Here is a 25,211-nt window from a genome sequence, read left to right as displayed (position 1 = left end):
GGTCCGTCAGGTGCGGGTGACCTGCCCGCAGTCCCCCGGCTCCGAGCCGGTGACGGGCCGGCTGCGGTCGTACGGGTCGGTCGAGGGGCCGGTGGGCCGCGCGCCGCCGGGGCCGTCGTCGTCGGGGAAGCCGGGGTGCAGGTAGCCGTCGTGGACGTCGCAGTCGGTGTTGCCGTACTCCGAGAAGTACTTCTCCATCAGGAGCTTGCCCTCGGTCACGTTCCACCGGGCCGGGTCGTTCAGGGTGAGGGTGATCTCGCGGCGGATGATGGTGCGCGCGACCGGCCCGTCCTCGTCGTTCACCCGCACCAGCGGGTAGACGAAGGTGTAGTCCGCGTCGACCTTCACCACGCCGGGTTCGCCGGCGGCGAGCGTCATGCGCCCGCGGACCTTGACGACGTCGCCGGCCAGCCGGGTCTCCTCCGGGTCGAAGCGGGTGAACAGGCGCAGCGGGTCGTGGTCCGCGTCCGGGGCGCTCAGGGAGCGGCGCAGCTTCGGCAGCAGTTCCGGCTGCTTCGGGTCGAGGACGTCCAGCGCCTCGTCCGGCCGCTCCCCGCGCAGTACGGCCGGGTCCAGGTTGGCGGCGACCAGGAGTTCCTTGGCGCGGCGCAGGGCGAAGGCCACGTCGTCCTTGCCCAGGCCGGACAGTGCCTTCGCCTCCGGCACCACGATGGCGTCGGCGCCCTCGGCCCACCGCTCGGCGGGGGAACCGGCGAACGGGTGCTCGCGGGTGGCCTGTGGTGACCCGGCGGCGTTCGCGGGAGCGCCGGTCGGCCGCGCCGTCTCGGCCGCGAGCGTCGGCTGCGCGGAGGCGTCGTCGCCGGGCAGCCGGTCCAGGACCAGGGAGGGCCGCAGGGCGACCACCGCGACCGCCGCCAGCACCAGCACGCCGGCGACCGCGCCCGCCCGGCGCCGGCGGTCCCGGCTCCCGCGCGCCGGGGTGCTCTGCGGGCCGCCGCGCCAGGGCGCCGGCTCCTCCTGGTCCCGCAGCCGCGCGGCCACCATCCGCGCCCGCGCCGACGGCTCCTTGGGCGCGGGGGCGCCCCCGCCTTCGGCGGCCTCCCGCAGGAACGACTCCAACTGCTCGTCGGAGATCGAGGGGGCGGATTCGTCGTCGGAACGCTCGGGAGGCGGGACGGAACTCACGGGCTCACTTTCTGGATCGCGGCGCGGTCGCGGACTTCCGGCGCCCATCGTGCCGCCGCGCACGGGACATGTGCCGGGCCGAGCGGGACTTGTGACCAAACCCGAACACCGGTGCACCCACCCGGCCCGCGTCAGCCCCGCAGATACGCCAGCACCGCCAGCACCCGGCGGTGGGTCTCGGTCGCCGGGGGCAGGTCGAGCTTGGCGAGGATGCTGCCGATGTGCTTGCCCACGGCCGCCTCGGAGACGACGAGCTCGCGGGCGACGGCCGCGTTGGACCGCCCCTGCGCGACCAGCGCCAGCACCTCCCGCTCCCGCGGGCTCAGCCGCTCCAGCGGGTCCCGGCGGCGGCGCAGCAACTGCCGTACGACCTCCGGGTCGACGACGGTCCCGCCGCCCGCGACCTCGGCCAGGGCGTCGACGAACTCCTCGACCTGGCCGACGCGGTCCTTGAGCAGATAGCCGACGCCGGTGCCGTCGCCGGAGTCCAACAGCTCGGAGGCGTACGTCCGTTGCACGTACTGGCTGAGGACGAGGACGGGCAGCGCGGGCCGCTCGGCGCGCAGGTGCACGGCCGCCTGCAGGCCCTCGTCCTGGAAGCCGGGCGGCATCCGGACGTCGGTGACGACGATGTCCGGGGCGTGCCGCGTCACGGCCGCGACGAGGGCCTCCGCGTCGCCGACGGCGGCCACGACCTCGTGGCCGAAGCGGGTGAGCAGGCCGGTCAGTCCGTCCCGCAGCAGGACGCTGTCCTCGGCCAGCACTACGCGCAGGGCTCGGCCGGCTCCGAGGGGTCGCAGGGCTCGCACGGGATCTCCACGCTCAGCAGGGTCGGTCCGCCCGGCGGGCTGGACAGGGAGAGTCTGCCATCCAGGACGGACACCCGGTCGGCGAGTCCGGTCAGCCCGCTGCCCGCGGCGGCGTCGGCCCCGCCCCGGCCGTCGTCGCGGATCCGCAGGACGAGCCGCCCCTCGCGGTGGCCGCCGGATATCTCCGCGCGGGCGGCACCGCTGTGCCGGCCGATGTTGGCGAGGGCCTCGCGGACCACGAAGTAGGCGGCGGCCTCCACCGCCTGGGGCAGCCGTCCGGGCACCTCCAGGGCGACGTCGACGGGGACGGCGGAGCGGTCGGCGGCGTCGGCGACGGCCGCGGGCAGGCCGTAGTCGGCGAGGACCTTGGGGTGGATGCCGTGGATCAGCTCGCGCAGTTCCTCCAGCGCCCTGCCCGCCTCCCCGTGCGCCTTGGCGAGCTGGTCGGCCAGCGGCCCGGGCGGCGCGTCCAGGCGGGCCAGGCCGAGAGTCATCGTCAGGGCGACCAGACGCTGCTGGGCGCCGTCGTGCAGGTCGCGTTCGATCCGGCGCCGTTCGGCCTCGAAGGCGTCCACCAACCGCACCCGGGAGCGGGTGAGTTCGACGACCCGCGCCGTCTGGTCGCCCCCGCGCGGGGCGCCCACGAGCACCCGGCCCAGTTCGGCCCGCGCGCCCGCCGCCAGGCCCAGCGCGTAGCCGCCGAGGGCGAGGAGCAGCAGCCCGAGCACGGCGACGCCCCAGGCGGCGGGCCAGGTGGTGACCGTCCACTGCTTGAGCACCTTCGCCTCCTCGCCGCCGCCGACCGTGGCCATCAGCAGCGGGGTGGCGGCGAGCGAGAGGGGCGCGGCCAGGGCGAACGTGACGGCCAGGGCGTCCAGCGGCCAGAGCACCAGGGCGAACAGCAGGGCGTGGCCCAGCTCCCGCCAGGTCGCCCGCTCCCTCAGCCGCGTGGTCAGCCAGGGCCACGGTCCGGTGGCGGGCGGCTGCCGTACGGGCCGAGCGGGAGCGGGGCCGCCCTCGACCAGGCGCAGCCGGTGCCGTTCGAGGCGGGCCACGGGGATGCCGGCGAGAGCGGTGAGCACCAGCAGCGGCAGCCCCACCAGGACGACGGCGAGAACGCCCCCGAGGGCGACCGCGGCCACCAGGCCCACCAGGGTCAGGGCGCCGGCCAAGGCCCCGGTGACGAGGTAGGCGGCGGCGCGCCAGGGCCACGGCGAGAGCAGGAAGCCGGGGGCGGACATGGCCTGCCACACGGTGCGGGGACGGGGGTGCATGCGGATCACCGTAGAACCCGGGTGCACGGAGGGGCCATCGGCCCAGTGGGCGTCCCGGGGGTATGGCCCGCCCTACCCCTGTTCTCGCCCCTGCCGCACTGCGCCGGAGCCCTCTCCCGCGGTTTCGTGGCGGCACCGCGCCACCGACCCGGCGGCGGGGGCAGAGGAGAGGTGGGGACATGACCGGCGACGACGCGATCCGACTGCGTTCCGTCAGCAGACGGTACGGCCTGGGAGCCAACGCCGTGACGGCACTCGACGAGGTCTCCCTCGCCTTCGGGCGCGGCACCTTCACCGCCGTCATGGGCCCCTCCGGCTCCGGCAAGTCGACCCTCCTGCAGTGCGCGGCCGGCCTCGACCGCCCCACGTCGGGATCGGTCGTCGTCGGCGGCACGGAGCTGACCGGACTGAGCGAGCGGCGGCTGACCCTGCTGCGCCGGGAGCACGTCGGCTTCGTCTTCCAGGCGTTCAACCTGCTGCCGTCCCTGACCGCCGCGCAGAACGTGGCGCTCCCCCTGCGGCTGTCCGGCCACCGCCCCTCCCGGTCCCGGGTGCGCGAGGCGCTGGCCCAGGTCGGCCTGGCCGACCGCGCCCGGCACCGGCCCACACAGCTCTCGGGCGGCCAGCAGCAGCGCGTCGCCCTGGCCCGCGCGCTGATCACCCGCCCGGAGGTGCTGTTCGCCGACGAGCCGACGGGGGCGCTGGACTCCCGTACCGGCCGCGAGGTGCTCGCCCTGCTGCGCGGCATGGTCGACCGCGAGGGCCAGACGGTCGTCATGGTCACCCACGACCCGGTGGCCGCGTCCTTCGCCGACCGCGTGGTCTTCCTCGTCGACGGCCGCCCGGACGGCGAGCTGGCCGGGGCGGGCGCCGACGCCATCGCCACCCGCATGACCCGGCTGGAGGCGGTCCCGTGCTGACGGTCGCCCTCCAGACGCTGCGCACCCGATGGATCACCTTCACCGGCAGCTTCGTCGCCCTGTCCCTGGGGGTGGCGCTGCTGACGGTGACGGGGCTGGCGCTCGCCTCCTCGTCGGACGCCCCGGCCCGCGCGCCGCAGCGGTTCGCCGCCGCACCGGTCGTGGTCCGGGGGCCGGACACGCTGCGGGTGAGCACGCCGAACGGCGACCGTACGAAGCCGCTCGCCCAGCCGCGTGCGGTGCCCGCCAAGACCGTCGCCCGGCTCAGGCACCTCGGCCGGGTCGTCGAGGACCGGTCCTTCCCGGTGCGCGCCGAGGGCGCGCCCGGTGACCTGGTGGGCCACCCGTGGTCCACCGCCGCGTTCGCCCCGTACGGGATCGACGCGGGCCGCGCCCCGCGCGCCGACGGCGAGGTCGTCGTCAGCGGCGCCTGGGCCGCACCCGGCGAACGGCTGCGCACCGACCGGGGCGCCGTGGAGGTCGTGGGCACCGTGCCCGACCGCGGCTTCGAGAACGCCGTCTTCTACACCGACGCCCAGGCCGCCCGGCTCTCCCCCGTCAGCCTCCAGCTCGTCGTCGACGCCGGCCCGGCGGCGGTGCGGGAGGCGGTGCGCGACAGTGCGGGGGTACGGGTGCTGACCGGCGGCGACCGCCGGTACGCCGACGCCGGTCACGAGCGGGACCGCGAGGCGACGACCGCGATGAACGCCCTGTTCGGCACGGCCGGCGGCGTCTGCGCGTTCGTGTCGGTGTTCGTCGTGGCGTCCACCTTCGCCTTCGCGGTGGCGCAGCGGCGCCGGGAGTTCGGGCTGCTGCGCACCGCCGGGGCGACGCCCGGCCAGGTCCGCCGCACGGTGCTGGCCGAGGGGACGGCGGTGGGCGCGCTCGCCTCGGCGACCGGCTGCGTGCTCGGTTCGTACGGCGCCCCGCACCTGGCGGCACGGGCGGCCGACGAGGGCCTGGCACCGGCCTGGTTCACGATCGGCGCCCACACCTGGCCGTACCACGTGGCCTTCTGGACCGGTCTGCTCGTCGCCCTGTGCGGCGTGGTCACCGCGTCCTGGCGGGCCGGCCGGACCGCGCCCACGCAGGCACTGCGCGAGGCGTCCGTGGACACCGGGGCCATGACCCGCGGGCGGTGGCTGTGGGGCGGGGGCCTGCTGCTGGCCGCGCTGGTGACGCTCGCCGTCGCCCTGGCCGGCGACCCCGCGGACCTGTTGCACCGCAAGACGTACGTGAGCCGGCCGATGCTGCTGATCAGCGCGGCCGCGCTGCTCGCCCCCGTCGTGGTCCGTCCGCTGACCCGGCTGCTGACGTGGCTGCCCGCCCGGCTCCCGGGGGCGACGGGCATGCTGGTGCGGGAGAACACCGCCGCCGGGACACGCCGCACGGCCGCGCTCGCGGCACCCGTACTGGTGACGGTCGCCCTCGCGGGCTCGCTGCTCGGCGCCACCGCGACGCTCAACGAGGCGGGCGCCACCGAGGCGCGCGAGCGGACCGCCGCCGACCTCGTGGTCACGGCGCCCGACGGGACCGGCTTCGACGCGGCGACCGTGGACCGGCTGCGGGCGGTACCCGGGACGGCCGCCGTCTCCCCGGTCTCCTCCACCGCCGTGTACGTCCTGGAGGAGGGCGTGGCCCTGATCAAGTCCGACGCGCACGCCGTCGCCGACCCCGCCGCGCTGGCGGCCACCGCGCGGCTGCCGCTCGCGGCGGGCTCGGTGACCGGTCTCGACGACGGCTCGATCGTCGTCAACGAGGAGTGGGAGCGGCACACCGTCGGCGACCGCGTCCGGGTGTGGCTCGGCGACGGCACCGAGAAGACCCTGCGCATCGCCGCCGTGATGACCACCGGCACCGGTGACAACGGCGTCTACGTCACCTCGGCCAACGCTCCCGGCTCCCCGGTCGGCCGGGTGGACGTCACCGTCGCGGACGGCGCGGACGCGGGCACGGTGGCCCGGGCGCTGCGCGGCGCGGCCGGACCGGCCGGCGCCCAGGTGTCGGACCGGGACGCGTGGCTCACGGCCACCCACCCCCGGACCGACCGCACGACCCGCGCCGGCCTTCTGCTGGTCCTCGGCATCGCCCTGCTGTACACCGGCATCTTTCTGGTCAACACCACGGTGACGGCGGCCTCCGGCCGCGTGCGCGACCTGGCCGCGCTGCGGCTGGCGGGCGCCACCCGGTGGCAGGTGCTGCGGCTGACCGGCGCGGAGTCGCTGACGGTGGTCGCCGTCGGCGCGGTGCTGGGACTGGCGGTGGCCGCCCTCAACCTCACCGGGATGTGGGCCGCGCTGCGCCTGCTGTCCGTCCACGGCACCCCCGGGCTGCCGTGGACGCCCCTCGCCGCGGTCACCGCCATCTGCGCGGCACTGGCGACGACCGCGTCCCTCCTCCCCACCGCCCTGGCCCTGCGCAGGCGACCGACGGAACTGGCCGGCACACGGGAGTGACCCCGGCAACGCGGAAAGGGCCCGTACGACCGAAGTCGTACGGGCCCTCTCAGGCATCAGCCCATGTCAGGTCGGACCGACCGACAAGCAAGCGGAACTTACTTGTTGATCTTGGTGACCTGGCCGGCGCCCACGGTCCGGCCACCCTCGCGGATGGCGAACTTCAGGCCCTCTTCCATGGCGACGGGCTGGATGAGCTCCACCTTCATCTCGGTGTTGTCACCCGGCATGACCATCTCGGTGCCCTCGGGGAGGGTCACGACGCCGGTCACGTCCGTCGTACGGAAGTAGAACTGCGGACGGTAGTTGTTGAAGAACGGCGTGTGGCGGCCACCCTCGTCCTTGGACAGGATGTAGGCCTGGGCCTCGAACTCGGTGTGCGGGGTGACCGAGCCCGGCTTGATGATGACCTGGCCGCGCTCGACGTCCTCGCGCTTGATGCCACGGAGGAGCAGACCGACGTTCTCACCGGCCTGGCCCTCGTCGAGGAGCTTCCGGAACATCTCGATGCCGGTGACCGTGGTGGTGGTCTTCTCCTGCTTGATGCCGATGATGTCGACGGTCTCGTTGACCTTGAGGACACCACGCTCGATGCGGCCGGTGACGACCGTACCGCGACCGGTGATGGTGAAGACGTCCTCGATCGGCATCAGGAACGGCTTGTCGACGTCGCGCTCGGGCTCCGGGATGGCCTCGTCCACGGCCTTCATGAGCTCGAGGACGGAGTTGCCCCACTCCTTGTCGCCCTCGAGGGCCTTCAGGGCGGAGACCTTGACGACGGGAACGTCGTCGCCCGGGAACTCGTACTCGGAGAGGAGCTCACGGACCTCGAGCTCGACGAGCTCCAGGATCTCCTCGTCGTCCACCATGTCGGCCTTGTTCAGGGCGACGACGATGTACGGAACGCCGACCTGGCGGGCCAGGAGCACGTGCTCCTTGGTCTGCGGCATCGGGCCGTCGGTGGCGGCGACCACGAGGATGGCGCCGTCCATCTGCGCGGCACCCGTGATCATGTTCTTGATGTAGTCCGCGTGACCGGGGCAGTCGACGTGCGCGTAGTGGCGCGTCTCGGTCTGGTACTCGACGTGCGCGATGGAGATGGTGATACCGCGCTGGCGCTCCTCGGGAGCCTTGTCGATCTGGTCGAACGCCGAGGCCTCGTTGAGCTCCGGGTACGCGTCGTGCAGCACCTTGGTAATGGCGGCCGTGAGGGTCGTCTTACCGTGGTCGATGTGACCGATGGTGCCGATGTTGACGTGCGGCTTAGTCCGCTCGAACTTCGCCTTCGCCACTGGGGTCCTCCTGTGGAGTGGTTCTGTACGCCTTACTCATCGGCGCCAGGTGATCTTTGCTGGAAAGCCCGGGTGCCGGGGGCATTCCACCGGGTTCGCGGCGGAATGCCCCATGCAGGCTCCGGGGTCAAGCCTAAAGCGTGAGAACGGGGTCCGTTAAACGGAGTAGCCCGTTACTCGCCCTTGGCCTTCGCGATGATCTCCTCGGCGACGTTCCGGGGAACCTCGGCGTAGGAGTCGAACTGCATCGAGTAGCTTGCGCGACCCGACGTCTTGCTGCGGAGGTCGCCGACGTAGCCGAACATCTCCGACAGGGGCACGAGCCCCTTGACGACGCGGGCACCCGCACGCTCCTCCATGGCCTGGATCTGGCCACGGCGGGAGTTGATGTCGCCGATGACCTCGCCCATGTAGTCCTCGGGCGTGGTGACCTCGACGGCCATCATCGGCTCCAGAAGCACGGGCGAAGCCTTGCGCGCGGCCTCCTTGAAGGCCTGCGAACCGGCGATCTTGAAGGCGAGCTCGGAGGAGTCGACCTCGTGGTAGCCACCGTCGATGAGCGTGACGCGGACGCCCGTCATCTCGTAGCCGGCCAGGATGCCGAACTGCATGGCCTCCTGCGCACCGGCGTCCACCGAAGGGATGTACTCCTTCGGGATGCGGCCACCGGTGACCTTGTTCACGAACTCGTACGAGGCGTCGCCGCCCTCGATCGGCTCGATCGCGATCTGCACCTTGGCGAACTGACCGGTACCACCGGTCTGCTTCTTGTGGGTGTAGTCCACGCGCTCGACGGTCTTGCGGATCGTCTCGCGGTACGCGACCTGGGGCTTGCCGACGTTGGCCTCGACCTTGAACTCGCGCTTCATCCGGTCGACCAGCACCTCGAGGTGAAGCTCGCCCATGCCGCCGATGACGGTCTGGCCGGTCTCCTCGTTGGTGTGCACCTGGAAGGAGGGGTCCTCCTCCGCGAGACGCTGGATGGCCACACCCAGCTTCTCCTGGTCGCCCTTGGACTTGGGCTCGATCGCGACCTCGATGACCGGCGCCGGGAAGTCCATGGACTCCAGGATGACCGGGTTCTTGTCGTCGGACAGCGTCTCACCGGTGGTGGTCTGCTTCAGGCCCATGACGGCGACGATGTCGCCGGCGCCCACCGACTCGATCTCCTCACGCTTGTTGGCGTGCATGCGGTAGATCTTGCCGATGCGCTCCTTCTTGCCCTTGACGGAGTTCAGCACCGCGGTGCCGGACTCCAGGCGGCCCGAGTAGACCCGGACGAAGGTGAGCTTGCCGAGGTGCGGGTCGCTCATGATCTTGAACGCGAGCGCGGCCAGCGGCTCGTCCTCGGACGGCTTGCGCTTGACGACGACCTCGGGGTCCTTGACGTCGTGGCCCTCGATGGCCTCGACGTCGAGCGGGGTCGGCAGGTAGCGCACGACCGCGTCGAGCAGGGGCTGGACGCCCTTGTTCTTGAACGCGGTGCCGCAGAACACGGGGGTGACCGTGGTCTCGTCGGACTTGCCGGACGCGATGGTGATGCGACGGATCGCGGCGTAGAGCTGCTCCTCGGTGGGCTCCTGTCCCTCCAGGAAGAGCTCCATGACCTCTTCGTCGTTCTCCGCGACGGCCTCGACCAGCTTGCCGCGCCACTCCTCGGCGGCCTCGGTGTGCGTGGCCGGGATGTCGACGGTGTCGTACATCTCGCCCTTGGCCGCGTCGGCGGACCACACGAGCGCCTTCATGCGGACCAGGTCCACGACGCCCTGGAAGTCGGCCTCGGCGCCGATGGGGAGCTGCATGACGAGCGGCTGGGCGCCCAGGCGGTCCGAGATCATGTCCACGCAGCGGTGGAACTCGGCGCCGGTGCGGTCCAGCTTGTTCACGAAGCAGATGCGGGGCACGCCGTAACGGTCGGCCTGACGCCACACCGTCTCGGACTGCGGCTCGACACCGGCGACACCGTCGAACACGGTCACGGCACCGTCGAGCACACGCAGGGAACGCTCCACCTCGACGGTGAAGTCGACGTGCCCCGGGGTGTCGATGATGTTGATCGTGTAGTCGTTGTCCTCGAGCGGCCAGTGACAGGTGGTCGCAGCAGACGTGATCGTGATGCCACGCTCCTGCTCCTGCTCCATCCAGTCCATCGTGGCGGCGCCGTCGTGGACCTCACCGATCTTGTACGACACGCCGGTGTAGAACAGGATCCGCTCGGTAGTGGTCGTCTTGCCCGCGTCGATGTGGGCCATGATCCCGATGTTGCGGACCTTGGCCAGGTCAAGTGAAGTGGTAGCCATGAGGCTTCAGTCTTCTCTCGGTCTCGATGTGGGTAGCGACTACCAGCGGTAGTGCGCGAAGGCCTTGTTGGACTCGGCCATCTTGTGCGTGTCCTCGCGCTTCTTCACAGCGGCACCCAGGCCGTTGGAGGCGTCGAGGAGCTCGTTGAGCAGACGCTCGGTCATGGTCTTCTCGCGACGGGCGCGGGAGTAGCCGACGAGCCAGCGCAGCGCGAGGGTGTTGGCGCGGCCGGGCTTGACCTCGATCGGCACCTGGTACGTCGCACCACCGACACGGCGGGACTTGACCTCGAGGGTCGGCTTGATGTTCTCGAGAGCGCGCTTGAGCGTGATGACCGGGTCGTTGCCGGTCTTCTCGCGCAGGCCCTCCATGGCGCCGTAGACGATGCGCTCGGCGGTGGAGCGCTTGCCGTTCAGCAGCACCTTGTTGATCAGGGAGGTCACCAGAGGAGAACCGTAGACCGGGTCGATGATGACCGGGCGCTTCGGGGCGGGGCCCTTACGAGGCATTCTTACTTCTCCTTCTTGGCGCCGTAGCGGCTGCGGGCCTGCTTGCGGTTCTTGACACCCTGGGTGTCGAGGGAGCCGCGGATGATCTTGTAACGAACACCCGGCAGGTCCTTCACACGGCCGCCGCGCACGAGCACGATGGAGTGCTCCTGCAGGTTGTGCCCCTCACCCGGAATGTAAGCGGTGACCTCGATGCCACTGGTCAGACGCACACGCGCGACCTTACGCAGGGCCGAGTTCGGCTTCTTCGGGGTGGTCGTGAACACACGCGTGCAGACGCCACGACGCTGAGGGGAACCCTCGAGTGCGGGCGTCTTGTTCTTCTCGACCTTGTCCTGCCGGCCCTTGCGGACCAGCTGCTGGATCGTAGGCACTACTTCTCCGGTTTCTGTGTGCCGAATGGTGAAGCTAACCTGGAACGTCACCGACCCACGCGGTCGGGTGTGTCGAAACCGCGAGCTCCGCCCGCGAGGCGGTAGGAGACGCGAGATGCGGTGGCCACATGCGGCCCCGGTGCGGTTGTAGGCACGCACGGAGCCAGGGCACACCCCAGGCACAAGGTCTGAGCGTACCTATCGCATTCGCTGCGGTCAAAACAAATGGGCGACAGCGGCCCCGCCGCCCGGTTCGCCCCGCTTTGCCCGGCACGCTCCGGGCACGCCGAAGGGCGGCCACCCGCACGGGGTGACCGCCCTTCGGACCGTCAGGCCACTCGCCTACTGGTTGTACGGACCGTAGTCGTAGTCCTCCAGCGGAACGGCCTGGCCGGAGCCCGTGCCGAACGGCGAGTAGTCGATGTCGTCGTAGCCGACGGCCGAGTACATCGCGGCCTTGGCCTCCTCGGTGGGCTCCACCCGGATGTTGCGGTAGCGGGACAGACCCGTACCGGCCGGGATGAGCTTACCGATGATGACGTTCTCCTTGAGGCCGATGAGGCTGTCGGACTTGGCGTTGATCGCCGCGTCCGTCAGGACCCTGGTCGTCTCCTGGAAGGAGGCGGCCGACAGCCAGGACTCCGTCGCCAGCGAGGCCTTGGTGATACCCATCAGCTGCGGACGACCGGAGGCCGGGTGACCGCCCTCCTGGACCACACGACGGTTCTCGGTCTCGAACTTGGTCCGCTCGACCAGCTCGCCGGGCAGCAGCTCGGCGTCGCCGGACTCGATGATCGTCACGCGGCGCAGCATCTGCCGGATGATGATCTCGATGTGCTTGTCGTGGATCGACACGCCCTGCGAGTTGTAGACCTTCTGGACCTCGCCGACCAGGTGGACCTGGACGGCACGCTGACCCAGGATGCGCAGCACGTCGTGCGGGTTGGTGGCACCCACGGTGAGCTTCTGGCCCACCTCGACGTGGTCGCCCTCGCCCACCAGCAGACGGGCGCGCTTCGAGATCGGGAACGCCGTCTCGTCGCTGCCGTCGTCGGGGGTGACGACGATCTTCTTGGTCTTCTCGGTCTCCTCGATCCGGACGCGGCCGGAGGCCTCGGAGATCGGGGCGACACCCTTCGGGGTACGGGCCTCGAAGAGCTCGACGACACGCGGCAGACCCTGCGTGATGTCGTCACCGGCCACACCACCGGTGTGGAAGGTACGCATCGTCAGCTGGGTGCCGGGCTCACCGATGGACTGGGCGGCGATGATGCCGACCGCCTCACCGATGTCGACCAGCTTGCCGGTGGCCAGCGAGCGGCCGTAGCACATGGCGCAGGTGCCGACCTGGGACTCGCAGGTCAGGATCGAGCGGGTCTTGACCTCCTCGACGCCGTGGGCGACCAGGGCGTCGATCAGCACGTCACCGAGGTCGACGTTGGCCGGCGCGATGACCTTGCCGTCGATGACGACGTCCTCGGCGAGCATGCGGGCGTAGACGCTGGTCTCGACGTCGTCCGCCTTGCGCAGCACGCCGTCCGCGCCGCGCTCGGCGATCCGCAGCCTGAGACCGCGCTCGGTGCCGCAGTCCTCCTCGCGAATGATGACGTCCTGGGAGACGTCGACCAGACGACGCGTGAGGTAACCCGAGTCGGCGGTACGCAGAGCGGTGTCCGCCAGACCCTTGCGGGCACCGTGCGTGGAGATGAAGTACTCCAGCACGGACAGGCCCTCACGGAAGGACGCCTTGATCGGACGCGGGATCGTCTCGTTCTTCGCGTTCGACACCAGACCACGCATACCGGCGATCTGACGCATCTGCATCATGTTGCCTCGTGCACCCGAGTTCACCATCATGAAGATCGGGTTGGTCTTCGGGAAGTTGTCGTTCATCGCCTCGGCGACCTCGTTGGTCGCCTTGGTCCAGATCGCGATGAGCTCCTGCGTGCGCTCGTCCTTGGTGATCAGACCGCGCTCGTACTGCTTCTGGACCTTCTCGTCCTGCGCCTCGTAGCCCTTGACGATCTCCTTCTTCGCCTCGGGAACGACGACGTCGGAGATGGCCACGGTGACGCCGGAACGGGTCGCCCAGAAGAAGCCGGCCGCCTTCAGGTTGTCGAGCGTCGCCGCCACGATGACCTTCGGGTAGCGCTCGGCGAGGTCGTTGACGATCTCGGAGAGCTGCTTCTTGCCGACCTCGTAGTCGACGAAGGGGTAGTCCTCGGGCAGCAGCTCGTTGAAGAGCGCGCGGCCCAGCGTGGTCTTCAGGGTGAAGGTGTCGCCCTGCTGCCACTCCGGCTCACCCTCCTCGCGGGCCGGGGGCTCCCAGCCGCGGGGCGGGATGGTGCCCACCGGGAAGCGGATGTCGACCTTCGACTGGAGCGACAGGTCGCCCGCGTCGAACGCCATGATCGCCTCGGCGGCGGAACCGAAGGCACGGCCCTCGCCCTTGAGGTCGCGGCCCTCTCCGTCGGTGGTGAGGAAGAACAGACCGAGGACCATGTCCTGGGTCGGCATCGTCACCGGACGGCCGTCGGCCGGCTTGAGGATGTTGTTCGAGGACAGCATCAGGATGCGGGCCTCGGCCTGCGCCTCCGCGGACAGCGGCAGGTGCACGGCCATCTGGTCACCGTCGAAGTCCGCGTTGAACGCGGTGCACACGAGCGGGTGGATCTGGATGGCCTTGCCCTCGACCAGCTGCGGCTCGAAGGCCTGGATGCCGAGGCGGTGCAGGGTGGGAGCGCGGTTCAGCAGGACCGGGTGCTCCGCGATGACCTCTTCGAGCACGTCGTACACGACCGTGCGGCCGCGCTCGACCATGCGCTTGGCCGACTTGATGTTCTGCGCGTGGTTCAGGTCGACCAGGCGCTTCATCACGAACGGCTTGAAGAGCTCCAGCGCCATGGCCTTGGGCAGACCGCACTGGTGCAGCTTGAGCTGCGGGCCGACGACGATGACGGAACGCGCCGAGTAGTCGACTCGCTTGCCGAGCAGGTTCTGACGGAAGCGGCCCTGCTTGCCCTTGAGCATGTCGGACAGCGACTTCAGCGGACGGTTGCCGGGGCCCGTGACCGGGCGGCCGCGGCGGCCGTTGTCGAAGAGCGCGTCGACGGCCTCCTGGAGCATGCGCTTCTCGTTGTTCACGATGATCTCGGGCGCGCCGAGGTCGAGAAGCCGCTTCAGGCGGTTGTTGCGGTTGATGACACGGCGGTACAGGTCGTTCAGGTCGGAGGTCGCGAAGCGGCCACCGTCGAGCTGCACCATCGGACGCAGGTCCGGCGGGATGACCGGCACGCAGTCGAGCACCATGCCCTTGGGGCTGTTGCTGGTCTGCAGGAACGCCGAGACGACCTTGAGGCGCTTGAGCGCACGGGTCTTCTTCTGGCCCTTGCCGGTGCGGATGATCTCGCGGAGGCGCTCGGCCTCCTCCTCCAGGTCGAAGGACTCCAGGCGCTTCTGCAGCGCGGCGGCGCCCATCGAACCGTCGAAGTAGGTGCCGAAGCGGTCGCGCAGCTCGCGGTAGAGCAGCTCGTCGCCCTCCAGGTCCTGGACCTTGAGGTTCTTGAACCGGTTCCACACCTCGTCGAGGCGGTCGATCTCGCGCTGGGCGCGGTCGCGCAGCTGCTTCATCTCGCGCTCGGCGCCCTCGCGCACCTTGCGGCGCACGTCGGCCTTGGCGCCCTCGGCCTCCAGCTCGGCGAGGTCCGTCTCGAGCTTCTTGGCGCGGGCCTCCAGGTCGGAGTCGCGGCGCTGCTCGATCTGCTGGCGCTCGACGGAGACGTGGGCCTCCAGCGAGGGCAGGTCGCGCGTGCGGCGCTCCTCGTCCACGAAGGTGATCATGTACGCGGCGAAGTAGATGACCTTCTCGAGGTCCTTCGGCGCCAGGTCCAGCAGGTAGCCCAGGCGCGACGGGACGCCCTTGAAGTACCAGATGTGGGTGACGGGAGCGGCCAGCTCGATGTGGCCCATCCGCTCACGGCGCACCTTGGCGCGAGTGACCTCGACGCCGCAGCGCTCACAGATGATGCCCTTGAAGCGGACGCGCTTGTACTTGCCGCAGTAGCACTCCCAGTCCCGGGTCGGACCGAAGATCTTCTCGCAGAAGAGTCCGTCCTTCTCGGGCTTGAGGGTGCGGTAGTTGATGGTCTCGGGCTTCTTGACCTCGCCGTGGCTCCACTGACGGATGTCGTCAGCGGTGGCCAGACCGATCCGGAGCTCGTCGAAGAAGTTGACGTCGAGCACTATGCGTCAATCCCTCTCAGGGTTGTAAGTCTGTGGTCTGAAACGGGGGTCGCGGGATCGGCGGGGCCTTCGGGTGGAAGGCCCCGCCTGACTCCCGTCAGACCTCTTCGACGCTGCTCGGCTCGCGCCGCGACAGGTCGATGCCGAGCTCCTCCGCAGCGCGGAAGACGTCCTCGTCGGTGTCACGCATCTCGATGGACATGCCGTCGCTGGACAGCACCTCCACGTTGAGGCACAGGGACTGCATCTCCTTGATGAGCACCTTGAAGGACTCGGGGATGCCGGGCTCAGGGATGTTCTCGCCCTTGACGATGGCCTCGTAGACCTTCACGCGGCCGGTCACGTCGTCGGACTTGATCGTCAGCAGCTCCTGGAGGGCGTACGCGGCGCCGTAAGCCTCCAGCGCCCACACCTCCATCTCACCGAAGCGCTGGCCACCGAACTGGGCCTTACCACCCAGCGGCTGCTGGGTGATCATCGAGTACGGGCCGGTCGAACGGGCGTGCAGCTTGTCGTCGACCAGGTGGTGGAGCTTGAGGATGTACATGTACCCGACCGAGATCGGGTCCGGGAACGGCTCACCGCTGCGGCCGTCGAACAGCCGCGCCTTGCCGGAGGGGAGCACCATGCGCTCGCCGTCGCGGTTCGGGATGGTGTGCTGGAGCAGGCCGGCCAGCTCGTCCTCGCGCGCACCGTCGAAGACCGGGGTGGCGACGTTGGTGCCGGGCTCGACCTTGTCGGCGCCGATGGCCTGGAGGCGCTGCGCCCACTCCTCCGCGAGGCCGGAGACGTCCCAGCCGCGGCTGGCGAGCCAGCCGAGGTGGATCTCCAGGACCTGTCCCGGGTTCATTCGGGACGGGACACCCAGCGGGTTCAGGATGATGTCGACGGGCGTGCCGTCCTCCAGGAACGGCATGTCCTCGATCGGGTTGATCTTGGAGATGACGCCCTTGTTGCCGTGGCGGCCGGCGAGCTTGTCACCGTCGGTGATCTTGCGCTTCTGCGCGACGTAGACGCGGACCAGCTGGTTCACGCCGGGCGGCAGCTCGTCGCCCTCCTCACGGTCGAAGACGCGGACGCCGATGACCTTGCCGATCTCGCCGTGCGGGACCTTCAGGGAGGTGTCGCGGACCTCGCGGGCCTTCTCACCGAAGATCGCACGGAGCAGGCGCTCCTCCGGGGTCAGCTCGGTCTCGCCCTTGGGCGTGACCTTGCCGACCAGGATGTCGCCGGCGACGACCTCGGCACCGATGCGGATGATGCCGCGCTCGTCGAGGTCGGCGAGGACCTCCTCGGAGACGTTCGGGATGTCCCGGGTGATCTCCTCGGGGCCGAGCTTGGTGTCACGGGCGTCGACCTCGTGCTCCTCGATGTGGATCGAGGAGAGGACGTCGTCCTGCACGAGGCGCTGCGACAGGATGATCGCGTCCTCGTAGTTGTGACCCTCCCACGGCATGAACGCGACCAGCAGGTTCTTGCCGAGCGCCATCTCGCCGTTCTCGGTGGCGGGACCGTCGGCGAGGACCTGGCCCTCGATGACGCGGTCGCCCTCGGAGACGATGACCTTCTGGTTGACCGAGGTGCCCTGGTTGGACCGGGAGAACTTGGCCAGGCGGTACGTGATGTACGTGCCGTCGTCGTTGGTCGTCGTGATGTAGTCCGCGGAGACCTCCTGGACCACACCCGGCTTCTCGGCCTTGACCACGTCACCGGCGTCGGCGGCGGAGCGGTACTCCATGCCGGTGCCGACGAGCGGGGACTCGCTCTTGATGAGCGGCACGGCCTGGCGCATCATGTTCGCGCCCATGAGGGCACGGTTGGCGTCGTCGTGCTCCAGGAACGGGATCATCGCGGTGGCGACGGACACCATCTGGCGCGGCGAGACGTCCATGTAGTCGACGTCGTCGCCGGGGACGTAGTCGACCTCGCCGCCGCGGCGGCGGACCAGGACGCGGCCCTCGGCGAACCGCATGTCGTCGTTGAGCGTGGCGTTGGCCTGCGCGATGACGAAGCGGTCCTCCTCGTCGGCGGTCAGGTAGTCCACCTCGTCGGTGACCTGGCCGTCGACGACCTTGCGGTACGGCGTCTCGATGAAGCCGAACGGGTTGATCCGGCCGTACGAGGCGAGCGAGCCGATCAGACCGATGTTCGGGCCTTCGGGCGTCTCGATCGGGCACATGCGGCCGTAGTGCGACGGGTGCACGTCGCGGACCTCGAAGCCGGCCCGCTCACGGGAGAGACCACCCGGGCCGAGGGCGTTCAGACGACGCTTGTGCGTCAGCCCCGACAGCGGGTTGTTCTGGTCCATGAACTGGGACAGCTGGCTGGTGCCGAAGAACTCCTTGATGGAGGCGACGACCGGCCGGATGTTGATCAGGGTCTGCGGCGTGATCGCCTCGACGTCCTGGGTCGTCATGCGCTCGCGCACGACGCGCTCCATACGGGCGAGACCCGTGCGGACCTGGTTCTGGATCAGCTCGCCGACGTTGCGGATGCGGCGGTTGCCGAAGTGGTCGATGTCGTCGGTCTCGACGACGATCTCCCGGCCCGACTCGCCGACCGTCTCGGTCTCACCGGCGTGCAGCTTCACCAGGTACTTGATGGTGGCGATGACGTCGTCGGTGGTGAGCACGCCGGCGTCCAGCGGCTCGTCCGCGCCGAGCTTCTTGTTCACCTTGTAGCGGCCGACCTTGGCGAGGTCGTAGCGCTTCGGGTTGAAGTAGAGGTTCTCGAGCAGCGTCTGCGCGGCCTCACGCGTGGGGGGCTCGCCCGGACGCAGCTTGCGGTAGATGTCGAGCAGCGCGTCGTCCTGGCCCTGGGTGTGGTCCTTCTCCAGGGTGGCGCGCATGGACTCGTACTCGCCGAACTCCTCGAGGATCTGCTCGGTGGTCCAGCCGAGGGCCTTGAGGAGGACGGTCACGGACTGCTTGCGCTTGCGGTCGATGCGCACACCGACCATGTCGCGCTTGTCGATCTCCATCTCCAGCCAGGCACCCCGGGACGGGATGATCTTGGCGGAGAAGATGTCCTTGTCGGACGTCTTGTCGATGGAGGAGTCGAAGTAGACGCCGGGCGAACGGACCAGCTGCGAGACCACGACACGCTCGGTGCCGTTGATGACGAAGGTGCCCTTGTTGGTCATGAGCGGGAAGTCGCCCATGAAGACCGTCTGGGACTTGATCTCGCCGGTCTCGTTGTTGGTGAACTCGGCGGTGACGAAGAGCGGGGCCGCGTACGTGAAGTCGCGGTCCTTGCACTCGTCGATGCTGTTCTTCGGGGGCTCGAAACGGTGGTCGCGGAACGTCAGCGACATCGACCCGGAGAAGTCCTCGATCGGGGAGATCTCCTCGAAGATCTCCTCCAGACCGGACTTGGTGGGGACGTCCTGACCGGACTCCAGAGCCGACTCGACGCGAGCCTTCCAGGCGTCGTTGCCGAGGAGCCAGTCGAAGCTCTCGGTTTGCAGCGCCAGGAGGTTCGGAACCTCGAGGGGCTCCTTGATCTTTGCAAAGGAGATGCGCAGCGGGGCGGTGCTGGCAGCGTTGTTCGTATTCGCGGTCGAGGCATTGCGCGAGGCGGCCAAGAGGGGGTCCTTCCGAGGGCTCGGACTCACTACGCGCGTACCGGCCCCTCTTCCTTGCACGGAGACAGGGGGCGCCTGATGTGGCTAAAAGGCCAGGTCAGGCAGGCTCTGATCGTCAGTGCTCGGGCGAGGGCAGACCCCTGGTGACGGGCAGGGGGCAGCTAACAGGCAGCGCAAAGGGTCAGTGTAGCCACTTGGCCCACTGATGTCCAGTGCGGTTCTCGGGGACCGTGTTCGCTCCTCGTTGTTCTCACCACCTGTGCGGCAAGGCCTCGCCCTCAACGCACCCAGATACTGCCCTCTTCGCCGTCGATCCATGCCTCGGATTCGGATCCTTTGACGACGCCCTGAGAATTGCGCGCTGCGTGCGGTTCGTCAAGGCCCCCCTTGGCCCGAACCGGTTGCCTCCAGCGGCTCTCAGGGCCCCGGAGACGGCACGACGAAGATCACCCTACTCTCCACCGTCACAGGTGCAAGGCAGCCGCCGCCGGACCCCGGATACGCCGAAGAGCGACCACCCGGATGGATGATCGCTCCTCGGTGCTACGGCGTTACAGACCCTGACGGATCCGTGGTGCCGGTGCGGTCTTACTTGACCTCGACGGAGGCGCCGGCGCCCTCGAGGGACTCCTTGGCCTTGTCCGCGGCGTCCTTGGCGACCTTCTCGAGGACGGGCTTCGGGGCGCCGTCCACGAGGTCCTTGGCCTCCTTCAGACCCAGGGAGGTCAGCTCGCGCACGACCTTGATGACCTGGATCTTCTTGTCGCCGGCACCGGTGAGGATGACGTCGAACTCGTCCTTCTCCTCGGCGGCCTCGGCGCCACCGGCGGCGGCACCGCCACCGGCGACGACGACCGGGGCGGCCGCGGCGGCGGTGACGTCGAACTTCTCCTCGAAGGCCTTCACGAACTCGGAGAGCTCGATGAGGGTCATCTCCTCGAACTGGGCGAGCAGGTCGTCCTGGCTGAGCTTCGCCATGATGGCGGTCCTTCCACTAATTCGGCAGGTGCCGGATGTACGGGGTGTGGCGGGCGTACGTCGGCCCGCTGCGACCCGCGCCGCGCTCAGGCGGCCCGGATCAGAAAGCGAGCCGAGTTACTCGGCACCGCCCTGCTCGTCCTGCTTGGCACGGAGCGCGTCCACGGTGCGGACGAGCTTCGAGGGCAGCGCCTGGAAGACGGAGGCAGCCTGGGACTGCTTCGCCTTGAAGGCACCGGCCAGCTTGGAGAGCAGAACCTCGCGGGACTCGAGGTCCGCAAGCTTCTTGATCTCGTCGGCGGTCATCGCCTTGCCGTCAAGGACACCGCCCTTGATGACGAGATTCGGGTTGTCCTTGGCGAAGTCGCGCAGACCCTTCGCCGACTCCACCGGGTCACCGGTGACGAAGGCGACGGCCGTCGGACCAGCGAAGAGCTGGTCGTCGAGCGTGATCCCGGCCTCGTTGGCCGCAATCTTGGTCAGCGTGTTCTTCACCACGGCGTACTGGGCGTTCTCACCGAGCGACCGGCGCAGCGTCTTGAGCTGCGCCACGGTGAGACCGCGGTACTCGGTCAGCACGGCGGCGTTGGAGCTGCGGAACTTGTCCGTCAGCTCGGCAACCGCGGCAGCCTTTTCGGGCGTCGCCATAGAGCCTCGGCCTCCTTCCGGGTGATTCTGACCGCGCGGACCCGAAGGAGGACTGGGGAAAACGAAACGCCCCGGCGCAGGCGCACGGGGCGTGGCTCGACCGATCGTCATCCGCACGGGGCGGGGACTTCCGGGAGCTCATCCACAGTCACCTGCGCGGGTCGTCCGCAGTTCAGCGGATCCTTCGGCCACCGTGTCCTCTTGCGAACACACGGCAACGACCAGCGGTCTTTGGCTTCTGGGAGAGCGTACGTGAACGGGGCAGTGTCGAGCAAATCCGCCCCCGCGGCGACCCGGGCGGGCCGGGCGCGGCGTCTCAGCCCTGCTGGGCCTCCTTCATCATCTCGGCCAGGTCGGCGACCTCCGCGGCCGGCGGCGCGGCGACCTTCACGGGCTCGTTGACGCCGAGGAAGGTGAAGGTGATGTCCATCGGGCCCTGCTCCGCGTCGGCCCGCATGCGGAACTGCTTGGTCCGGTCGTCGCCGTCGACCCACATGTCCATGTTGAGCTTGTCGACGCCCAGCTTCTCGTACTGCTCGAGGCTCTTCTGCCGCTGCTTGCGGGTGGCCTCGCCCTCGTCCCCGATGGTCTTCTCCAGGTCGGCGAGGGTGACCGTGCCCTTGTAGTGGGTGGTCTTCACGCCGTCGACGGTCTCGGTGCCGACCTTCTCGACGTCCTTGGCCCCGGTGAGGAAGGTGGACTCCGTGGCCGGGTTCTTCTCGGCCTGGGACGCGCCGCCCAGCTTGTTCAGCTCCTCGTCGGCGCCGCCCGCGGACAGGTCGAACTTGATCCAGCTCTTGCCGTCCATCTCCTTGGCCGCCTCGGGGCCGCCACCGAGGTACAGGGCCTTGTCGACGAGCCGGATCTCCGCGGTGCCGTCGGCGCCCTGGTCGAGCGCCTTCATCTTCATGCTCATCGCGAGCGTCGGCTTGATCTGCATCTCCGCCTCCGCCTCGATCCGGCCCTCCACGGGGACCTTGCCGGTCATGCGGTAGTGGAGGGAGTCGATCTCCTCCGAGTTCTTCGCGGCCTTGGCGACGGCGGCCGCGGGGGTCATCCCGGGGGACTCGGAGGCCTTGTCCTCCTTGGAACAGCCCACCGCCCCGGCGGCGAGCAGCAGTGCGGCGAGGCCGGCGCCCACGGGCACACGTACGGACGTCTTCATCGGTATCCCCCCACGGGATTCAGGGAGCACAGGGGCGCGGGCGGCACAGGAAACCCACCGCTGCTCCACAGGAGTTCTCCACAACAAGGACGCGAGCGTAACCGAATCGGTTCGAACGATCTTGTGATTTCCGTGGCGGCGGGAGCCTCAGCCCGACTGCGACGCCAGCAGCTCCTTGAAGTCCGCCGTGTCCCCGGCCGGCGGGCGCCGGGCGGAGACCGGGACGCCGTAGTCGCTGTAGTAGGCGGTCTGGGTCAGCTCCCCGGTCTTCGTCCGTCCCCGCTCGACCTTCTTGACCAGCAGGTTCCGGTCGTCGACCCAGATGTCGACGGTCTGGGCGGTCTCCCCGCCCACCGTGCCGGACCAGTGCGTGGTGCGCCGACCCCGCGTCGTCTCCTCGCCCACCTTGCGCACGTCCTCCGCCGTCAGCAGCGCCTTCACCGCCTGGTGGGGCGTGGTCTTGCGCATCTGGTCGGCGAACCCGGCGCCCGCCCCGCCGCCGAGGTCCTCCAGGTCCTCGTACACGTACTTGATCCAGTGCCGGCCGCCCACCCGGTCGGCGAACTCGTCGCCCATCCTGGCGTAGTAGGCGTCGGGGAGGTAGCGGGCCTCCATCGCGGTGGTGCCGAGGCTGCGCATGGTCTCGGCGGTCGTTCCGCCCGTGTAGGTGATCGTCAGGGTGCCGGTGAGGCCGTCGTCGCGCCAGCCGAGGGCGCCCGCGGCCTCCAGGGACAGCTCCCCGCCCATCACGGTCGTGGACTCCACCCGGGCCGAACCCGCCCGTCCGGTGGCCCGCTCGACGGACCGCAGGGCGTCCGCCGACGGACCGGTGAGAGCCGGCGGCCGGGACGTCCGCGCGGCCGGACCCGGCGGCGCGGAGGCGGACTGCCGGGGCGCGGGCCCCTCACCGGCGGTGCACGCCGTGCCGCACGCCAGCACGGCCGACACCACGACCGAGACGACCGTACGGCGTGCCCTCGTGCCCGTCATCCGCCCACCCCTTGCGCCCCGTGCGGCTCCTGCGCCCCATGCGCGAGGCCGGTGCCCGCACGCTAACCCAGGGCGGGGGAAAAAGGGACGGGCCCCGCACCTCGAAAGGTGCGGGGCCCCTGAACCGGTGGGGCGAGCTGCTCGCTCAGACCGCGGCCGGGTCCTCCTCGACGAGGAGGTTGCGGGTGCGGTTGGAGTCGAGCGGAATGCCGGGGCCCATCGTGGTGCTGATGGCGGCCTTCTTGATGTAGCGGCCCTTGGCGGCGGACGGCTTCAGACGGAGGATCTCCTCCAGCGCCGCGCCGTAGTTCTCCACCAGCTTGGTGTCGTCGAACGACGTCTTGCCGATGATGAAGTGCAGGTTCGAGTGCTTGTCGACGCGGAACTCGATCTTGCCGCCCTTGATGTCGTTGACAGCCTTGGCGACGTCCGGGGTCACGGTGCCGGTCTTGGGGTTCGGCATGAGACCACGGGGACCGAGCACGCGGCCGAGGCGGCCGACCTTGCCCATGAGGTCCGGGGTGGCGACGACGGCGTCGAAGTCCAGACGCCCCTTCGACACCTCGTCGATCAGTTCGTCGGCGCCGACGATGTCGGCGCCCGCGGCACGCGCGGCCTCGGCACGGTCACCGGTCGCGAAGACCAGGACCCGGGCGGTCTTACCGGTGCCGTGCGGGAGGTTCACGGTGCCACGGACCATCTGGTCGGCCTTGCGCGGGTCGACACCCAGACGGAAGGCAACCTCGACGGTGCCGTCGAACTTGCTCGTGGAGGTCTCCTTGGCGAGACGGACGGCCTCGAGCGGGGCGTAGAGCTTGTCCCGGTCGATCTTGGCGTCCGCAGCGCGGAGAGACTTGCTGCGCTTGCTCACTACTGCTCCTGTGGCTTCTGAGGAGTCGTGGTGCGGGCCGAGCAGGCCCTGCCACTACTGCTTGACTTACGGGGGTGGAGGGTCAGCCCTCGACCGTGACGCCCATGGAACGCGCGGTACCGGCGATGATCTTCTCCGCCTGGTCCAGGTCGTTGGCGTTGAGGTCGGGCATCTTGGTGGTGGCGATCTCACGGACCTGGTCACGCGTGATCTTCGCGACCTTGGTCTTGTGCGGCTCGCCGGAGCCCTTCTCCACGCCCGCGGCCTTGAGGATCATCTTGGCGGCCGGCGGCGTCTTGGTGATGAAGGTGAAGGAGCGGTCCTCGTAGACCGTGATCTCCACCGGGATGACCCAGCCGCGCTGCGACTCGGTCGCGGCGTTGTAGGCCTTGCAGAACTCCATGATGTTGACGCCGTGCTGACCCAGCGCGGGGCCGACCGGCGGGGCCGGGTTCGCGGCACCGGCCTGGATCTGGAGCTTGATGAGCCCCGTGACCTTCTTCTTCTTGGGAGGCATAGCTCTCCGGGTCCTTTCGATTCGGGTCCTGCCCGCGTTCGGGAGCTACCCGGACACAGGCATACCGCACAACGATAACGGGTATAGATGCGCGGCCAAAAACCGAGCAGGTCAGGCAGGGCGCGAACGCCCGCCTGACCTGCTCGGAAGCAGTACGTCCAGAAGGAGTGGTGTCAGTTCTTCTGGATCTGGTCGAAGCTCAGCTCGACCGGGGTCTCGCGGCCGAAGATCTCGACGAGGCCCTTGACCTTCTTCGAGTCGGCGTTGATCTCGTTGATCGTGGCCTGCAGCGTCGCGAACGGGCCGTCGGTGACGGTGACCGAGTCGCCGACCTCGAAGTCCAGGACCTGGACCTCGACCTTGCGCTGCGGAGCGGGCTTGCCCTCGGCCTCGGCGGCCTCGCGGGCGGCCTTCTCCTCGGCCTCCGGGGCGAGCATCTTGACGATCTCGTCCAGCGTCAGCGGGTACGGGTCGTAGGCGTTGCCGACGAAGCCGGTGACGCCGGGGGTGTTGCGGACGACGCCCCACGACTCGTTGGTGAGGTCCATGCGGACCAGGACGTAACCGGGCAGCTTGTTCTGCCGGATCGTCTTGCGGTCGCCGTTCTTGATCTGGACGACCTCTTCCTGCGGCACCTCGGCCTGGAAGATGTAGTCCTCGACGTTGAGCGAGACGGCGCGCTGCTCGAGGTTGGTCTTCACGCGGTTCTCGTAACCGGCGTAGGTGTGGATGACGTACCACTCGCCGGGCAGGACGCGCAGCTCCTGGCGGAGCTTCTCGATCGGGTCGACATCGGGCTCGTCGGCCTCGGCCTCGGCCTCGTCCGCACCGGCTTCGGCATCGGCATCGGTCTCGGCGGCCGGCTCGGCGGTCTCGTCCGCTTCCGCGTCCGCCTCGTCCGTCTCGTCCGTTTCCGTCGCCTTGGCGACGACGGCGTCGTCGGCAGCCTCGGCCTCGGCGGAGGCCCCGGTGTCCTCGTTGTCGGCGCCCTCGACGGTGCCGAGCTCGTCCTCGACGGACTCGACCGGCTCGATGGCGTCGTTCACGTTCGGGTCAGACACTGTGGCTGCTTCTTCCTGGATACATAGGGGTGGAACACGCGAAAGGGGCGCCGGGTACCTCGGCGCCCTTCGCTC

The 25,211-nt window shown here is 69.6% G+C and carries 18 protein-coding genes; 2 read left to right on the top strand and 16 right to left on the bottom strand.

Annotated elements, in window-relative coordinates:
- Positions 1-6: 6 nt before the first annotated feature.
- From Sdi02f_RS08055 to Sdi02f_RS08045, 3 genes are all read right to left on the bottom strand, one after another.
- Positions 7-1,146 (bottom strand): hypothetical protein, encoded by a 1,140-nt coding sequence (locus Sdi02f_RS08055; protein ID WP_031083298.1) that lies wholly within the window; start codon positions 1,144-1,146, stop codon positions 7-9.
- A gap of 131 nt (positions 1,147-1,277) precedes the next feature.
- Complete coding sequence (locus tag Sdi02f_RS08050; RefSeq protein WP_108933009.1) at positions 1,278-1,910, bottom strand: response regulator; 633 nt, start codon at positions 1,908-1,910, stop codon at positions 1,278-1,280.
- Complete coding sequence (locus tag Sdi02f_RS08045; protein WP_167458160.1) at positions 1,910-3,196, bottom strand: sensor histidine kinase; 1,287 nt, start codon at positions 3,194-3,196, stop codon at positions 1,910-1,912. The genes Sdi02f_RS08050 and Sdi02f_RS08045 overlap by 1 nt, the downstream gene beginning before the upstream one ends.
- A 212-nt stretch (positions 3,197-3,408) precedes the next feature.
- Here Sdi02f_RS08045 and Sdi02f_RS08040 point away from each other — a divergent pair, with 212 nt between their 5' ends.
- Together Sdi02f_RS08040 and Sdi02f_RS08035 are read left to right on the top strand one after the other, a co-directional pair.
- On the top strand, positions 3,409-4,149 hold the full coding sequence (locus tag Sdi02f_RS08040) for an ABC transporter ATP-binding protein (RefSeq protein WP_031185270.1): 741 nt from the start codon (positions 3,409-3,411) through the stop codon (positions 4,147-4,149).
- A complete protein-coding gene (locus tag Sdi02f_RS08035; protein ID WP_108933007.1) occupies positions 4,143-6,605 on the top strand; it encodes an FtsX-like permease family protein in 2,463 nt (820 codons plus the stop codon). Before Sdi02f_RS08040 ends, Sdi02f_RS08035 begins: the two co-directional genes overlap by 7 nt.
- 98 nt (positions 6,606-6,703) lie before the next feature.
- Here Sdi02f_RS08035 and tuf read toward each other — a convergent pair whose 3' ends face one another.
- The 13 genes from tuf to nusG form a co-directional block, all read right to left on the bottom strand.
- Entirely contained in the window at positions 6,704-7,897 is a 1,194-nt protein-coding gene (tuf, locus tag Sdi02f_RS08030) for an elongation factor Tu (RefSeq protein WP_030400195.1), read from the bottom strand.
- Between the two features lie 173 nt (positions 7,898-8,070).
- Positions 8,071-10,197 (bottom strand): elongation factor G, encoded by a 2,127-nt coding sequence (fusA, locus tag Sdi02f_RS08025; protein WP_030400194.1) that lies wholly within the window; start codon positions 10,195-10,197, stop codon positions 8,071-8,073.
- A 39-nt stretch (positions 10,198-10,236) separates the two neighbouring features.
- Positions 10,237-10,707: a 30S ribosomal protein S7 gene (gene rpsG / locus Sdi02f_RS08020; protein ID WP_003974303.1), complete on the bottom strand. Its 471-nt coding sequence runs from the start codon at positions 10,705-10,707 to the stop codon at positions 10,237-10,239.
- A 2-nt stretch (positions 10,708-10,709) separates the two neighbouring features.
- Positions 10,710-11,081, bottom strand: a complete 372-nt coding sequence (gene rpsL / locus Sdi02f_RS08015; RefSeq protein WP_003948652.1) for a 30S ribosomal protein S12 — start codon at positions 11,079-11,081, stop codon at positions 10,710-10,712.
- Between the two features lie 342 nt (positions 11,082-11,423).
- Positions 11,424-15,323 (bottom strand): DNA-directed RNA polymerase subunit beta', encoded by a 3,900-nt coding sequence (locus tag Sdi02f_RS08010; protein WP_030400193.1) that lies wholly within the window; start codon positions 15,321-15,323, stop codon positions 11,424-11,426.
- 97 nt (positions 15,324-15,420) lie between these two features.
- On the bottom strand, positions 15,421-18,906 hold the full coding sequence (gene rpoB, locus Sdi02f_RS08005) for a DNA-directed RNA polymerase subunit beta (RefSeq protein WP_030400192.1): 3,486 nt from the start codon (positions 18,904-18,906) through the stop codon (positions 15,421-15,423).
- Positions 18,907-19,494: 588 nt separating this feature from the next.
- Positions 19,495-19,884 carry a 50S ribosomal protein L7/L12 gene (rplL, locus tag Sdi02f_RS07995; protein WP_030400191.1) on the bottom strand — a complete coding sequence of 130 codons (390 nt, stop codon included), beginning with the start codon at positions 19,882-19,884 and terminating at the stop codon, positions 19,495-19,497.
- Positions 19,885-20,001: 117 nt separating this feature from the next.
- Entirely contained in the window at positions 20,002-20,532 is a 531-nt protein-coding gene (rplJ, locus tag Sdi02f_RS07990; RefSeq protein WP_030145440.1) for a 50S ribosomal protein L10, read from the bottom strand.
- 316 nt (positions 20,533-20,848) lie between these two features.
- Positions 20,849-21,697, bottom strand: coding sequence for an SCO4651 family lipoprotein (locus Sdi02f_RS07985; RefSeq protein WP_108933006.1), 849 nt, complete (start codon positions 21,695-21,697; stop codon positions 20,849-20,851).
- Between the two features lie 147 nt (positions 21,698-21,844).
- Positions 21,845-22,687: an SCO4651 family lipoprotein gene (locus Sdi02f_RS07980; protein WP_031083311.1), complete on the bottom strand. Its 843-nt coding sequence runs from the start codon at positions 22,685-22,687 to the stop codon at positions 21,845-21,847.
- 145 nt (positions 22,688-22,832) lie between these two features.
- Positions 22,833-23,558, bottom strand: a complete 726-nt coding sequence (gene rplA / locus Sdi02f_RS07975) for a 50S ribosomal protein L1 (RefSeq protein ID WP_030145437.1) — start codon at positions 23,556-23,558, stop codon at positions 22,833-22,835.
- 82 nt (positions 23,559-23,640) lie between these two features.
- Positions 23,641-24,075 carry a 50S ribosomal protein L11 gene (gene rplK / locus Sdi02f_RS07970; protein ID WP_003974315.1) on the bottom strand — a complete coding sequence of 145 codons (435 nt, stop codon included), beginning with the start codon at positions 24,073-24,075 and terminating at the stop codon, positions 23,641-23,643.
- Positions 24,076-24,248: 173 nt separating this feature from the next.
- Positions 24,249-25,136, bottom strand: coding sequence for a transcription termination/antitermination protein NusG (gene nusG, locus Sdi02f_RS07965; RefSeq protein WP_030400188.1), 888 nt, complete (start codon positions 25,134-25,136; stop codon positions 24,249-24,251).
- Between the last annotated feature and the right edge of the window lie 75 nt (positions 25,137-25,211).

The sequence above is a fragment of the Streptomyces ardesiacus genome (genome assembly GCF_003112575.1).
GTDB lineage: Bacteria > Actinomycetota > Actinomycetes > Streptomycetales > Streptomycetaceae > Streptomyces > Streptomyces ardesiacus.
This window is presented reverse-complemented; position numbering and strand designations above follow the sequence as displayed.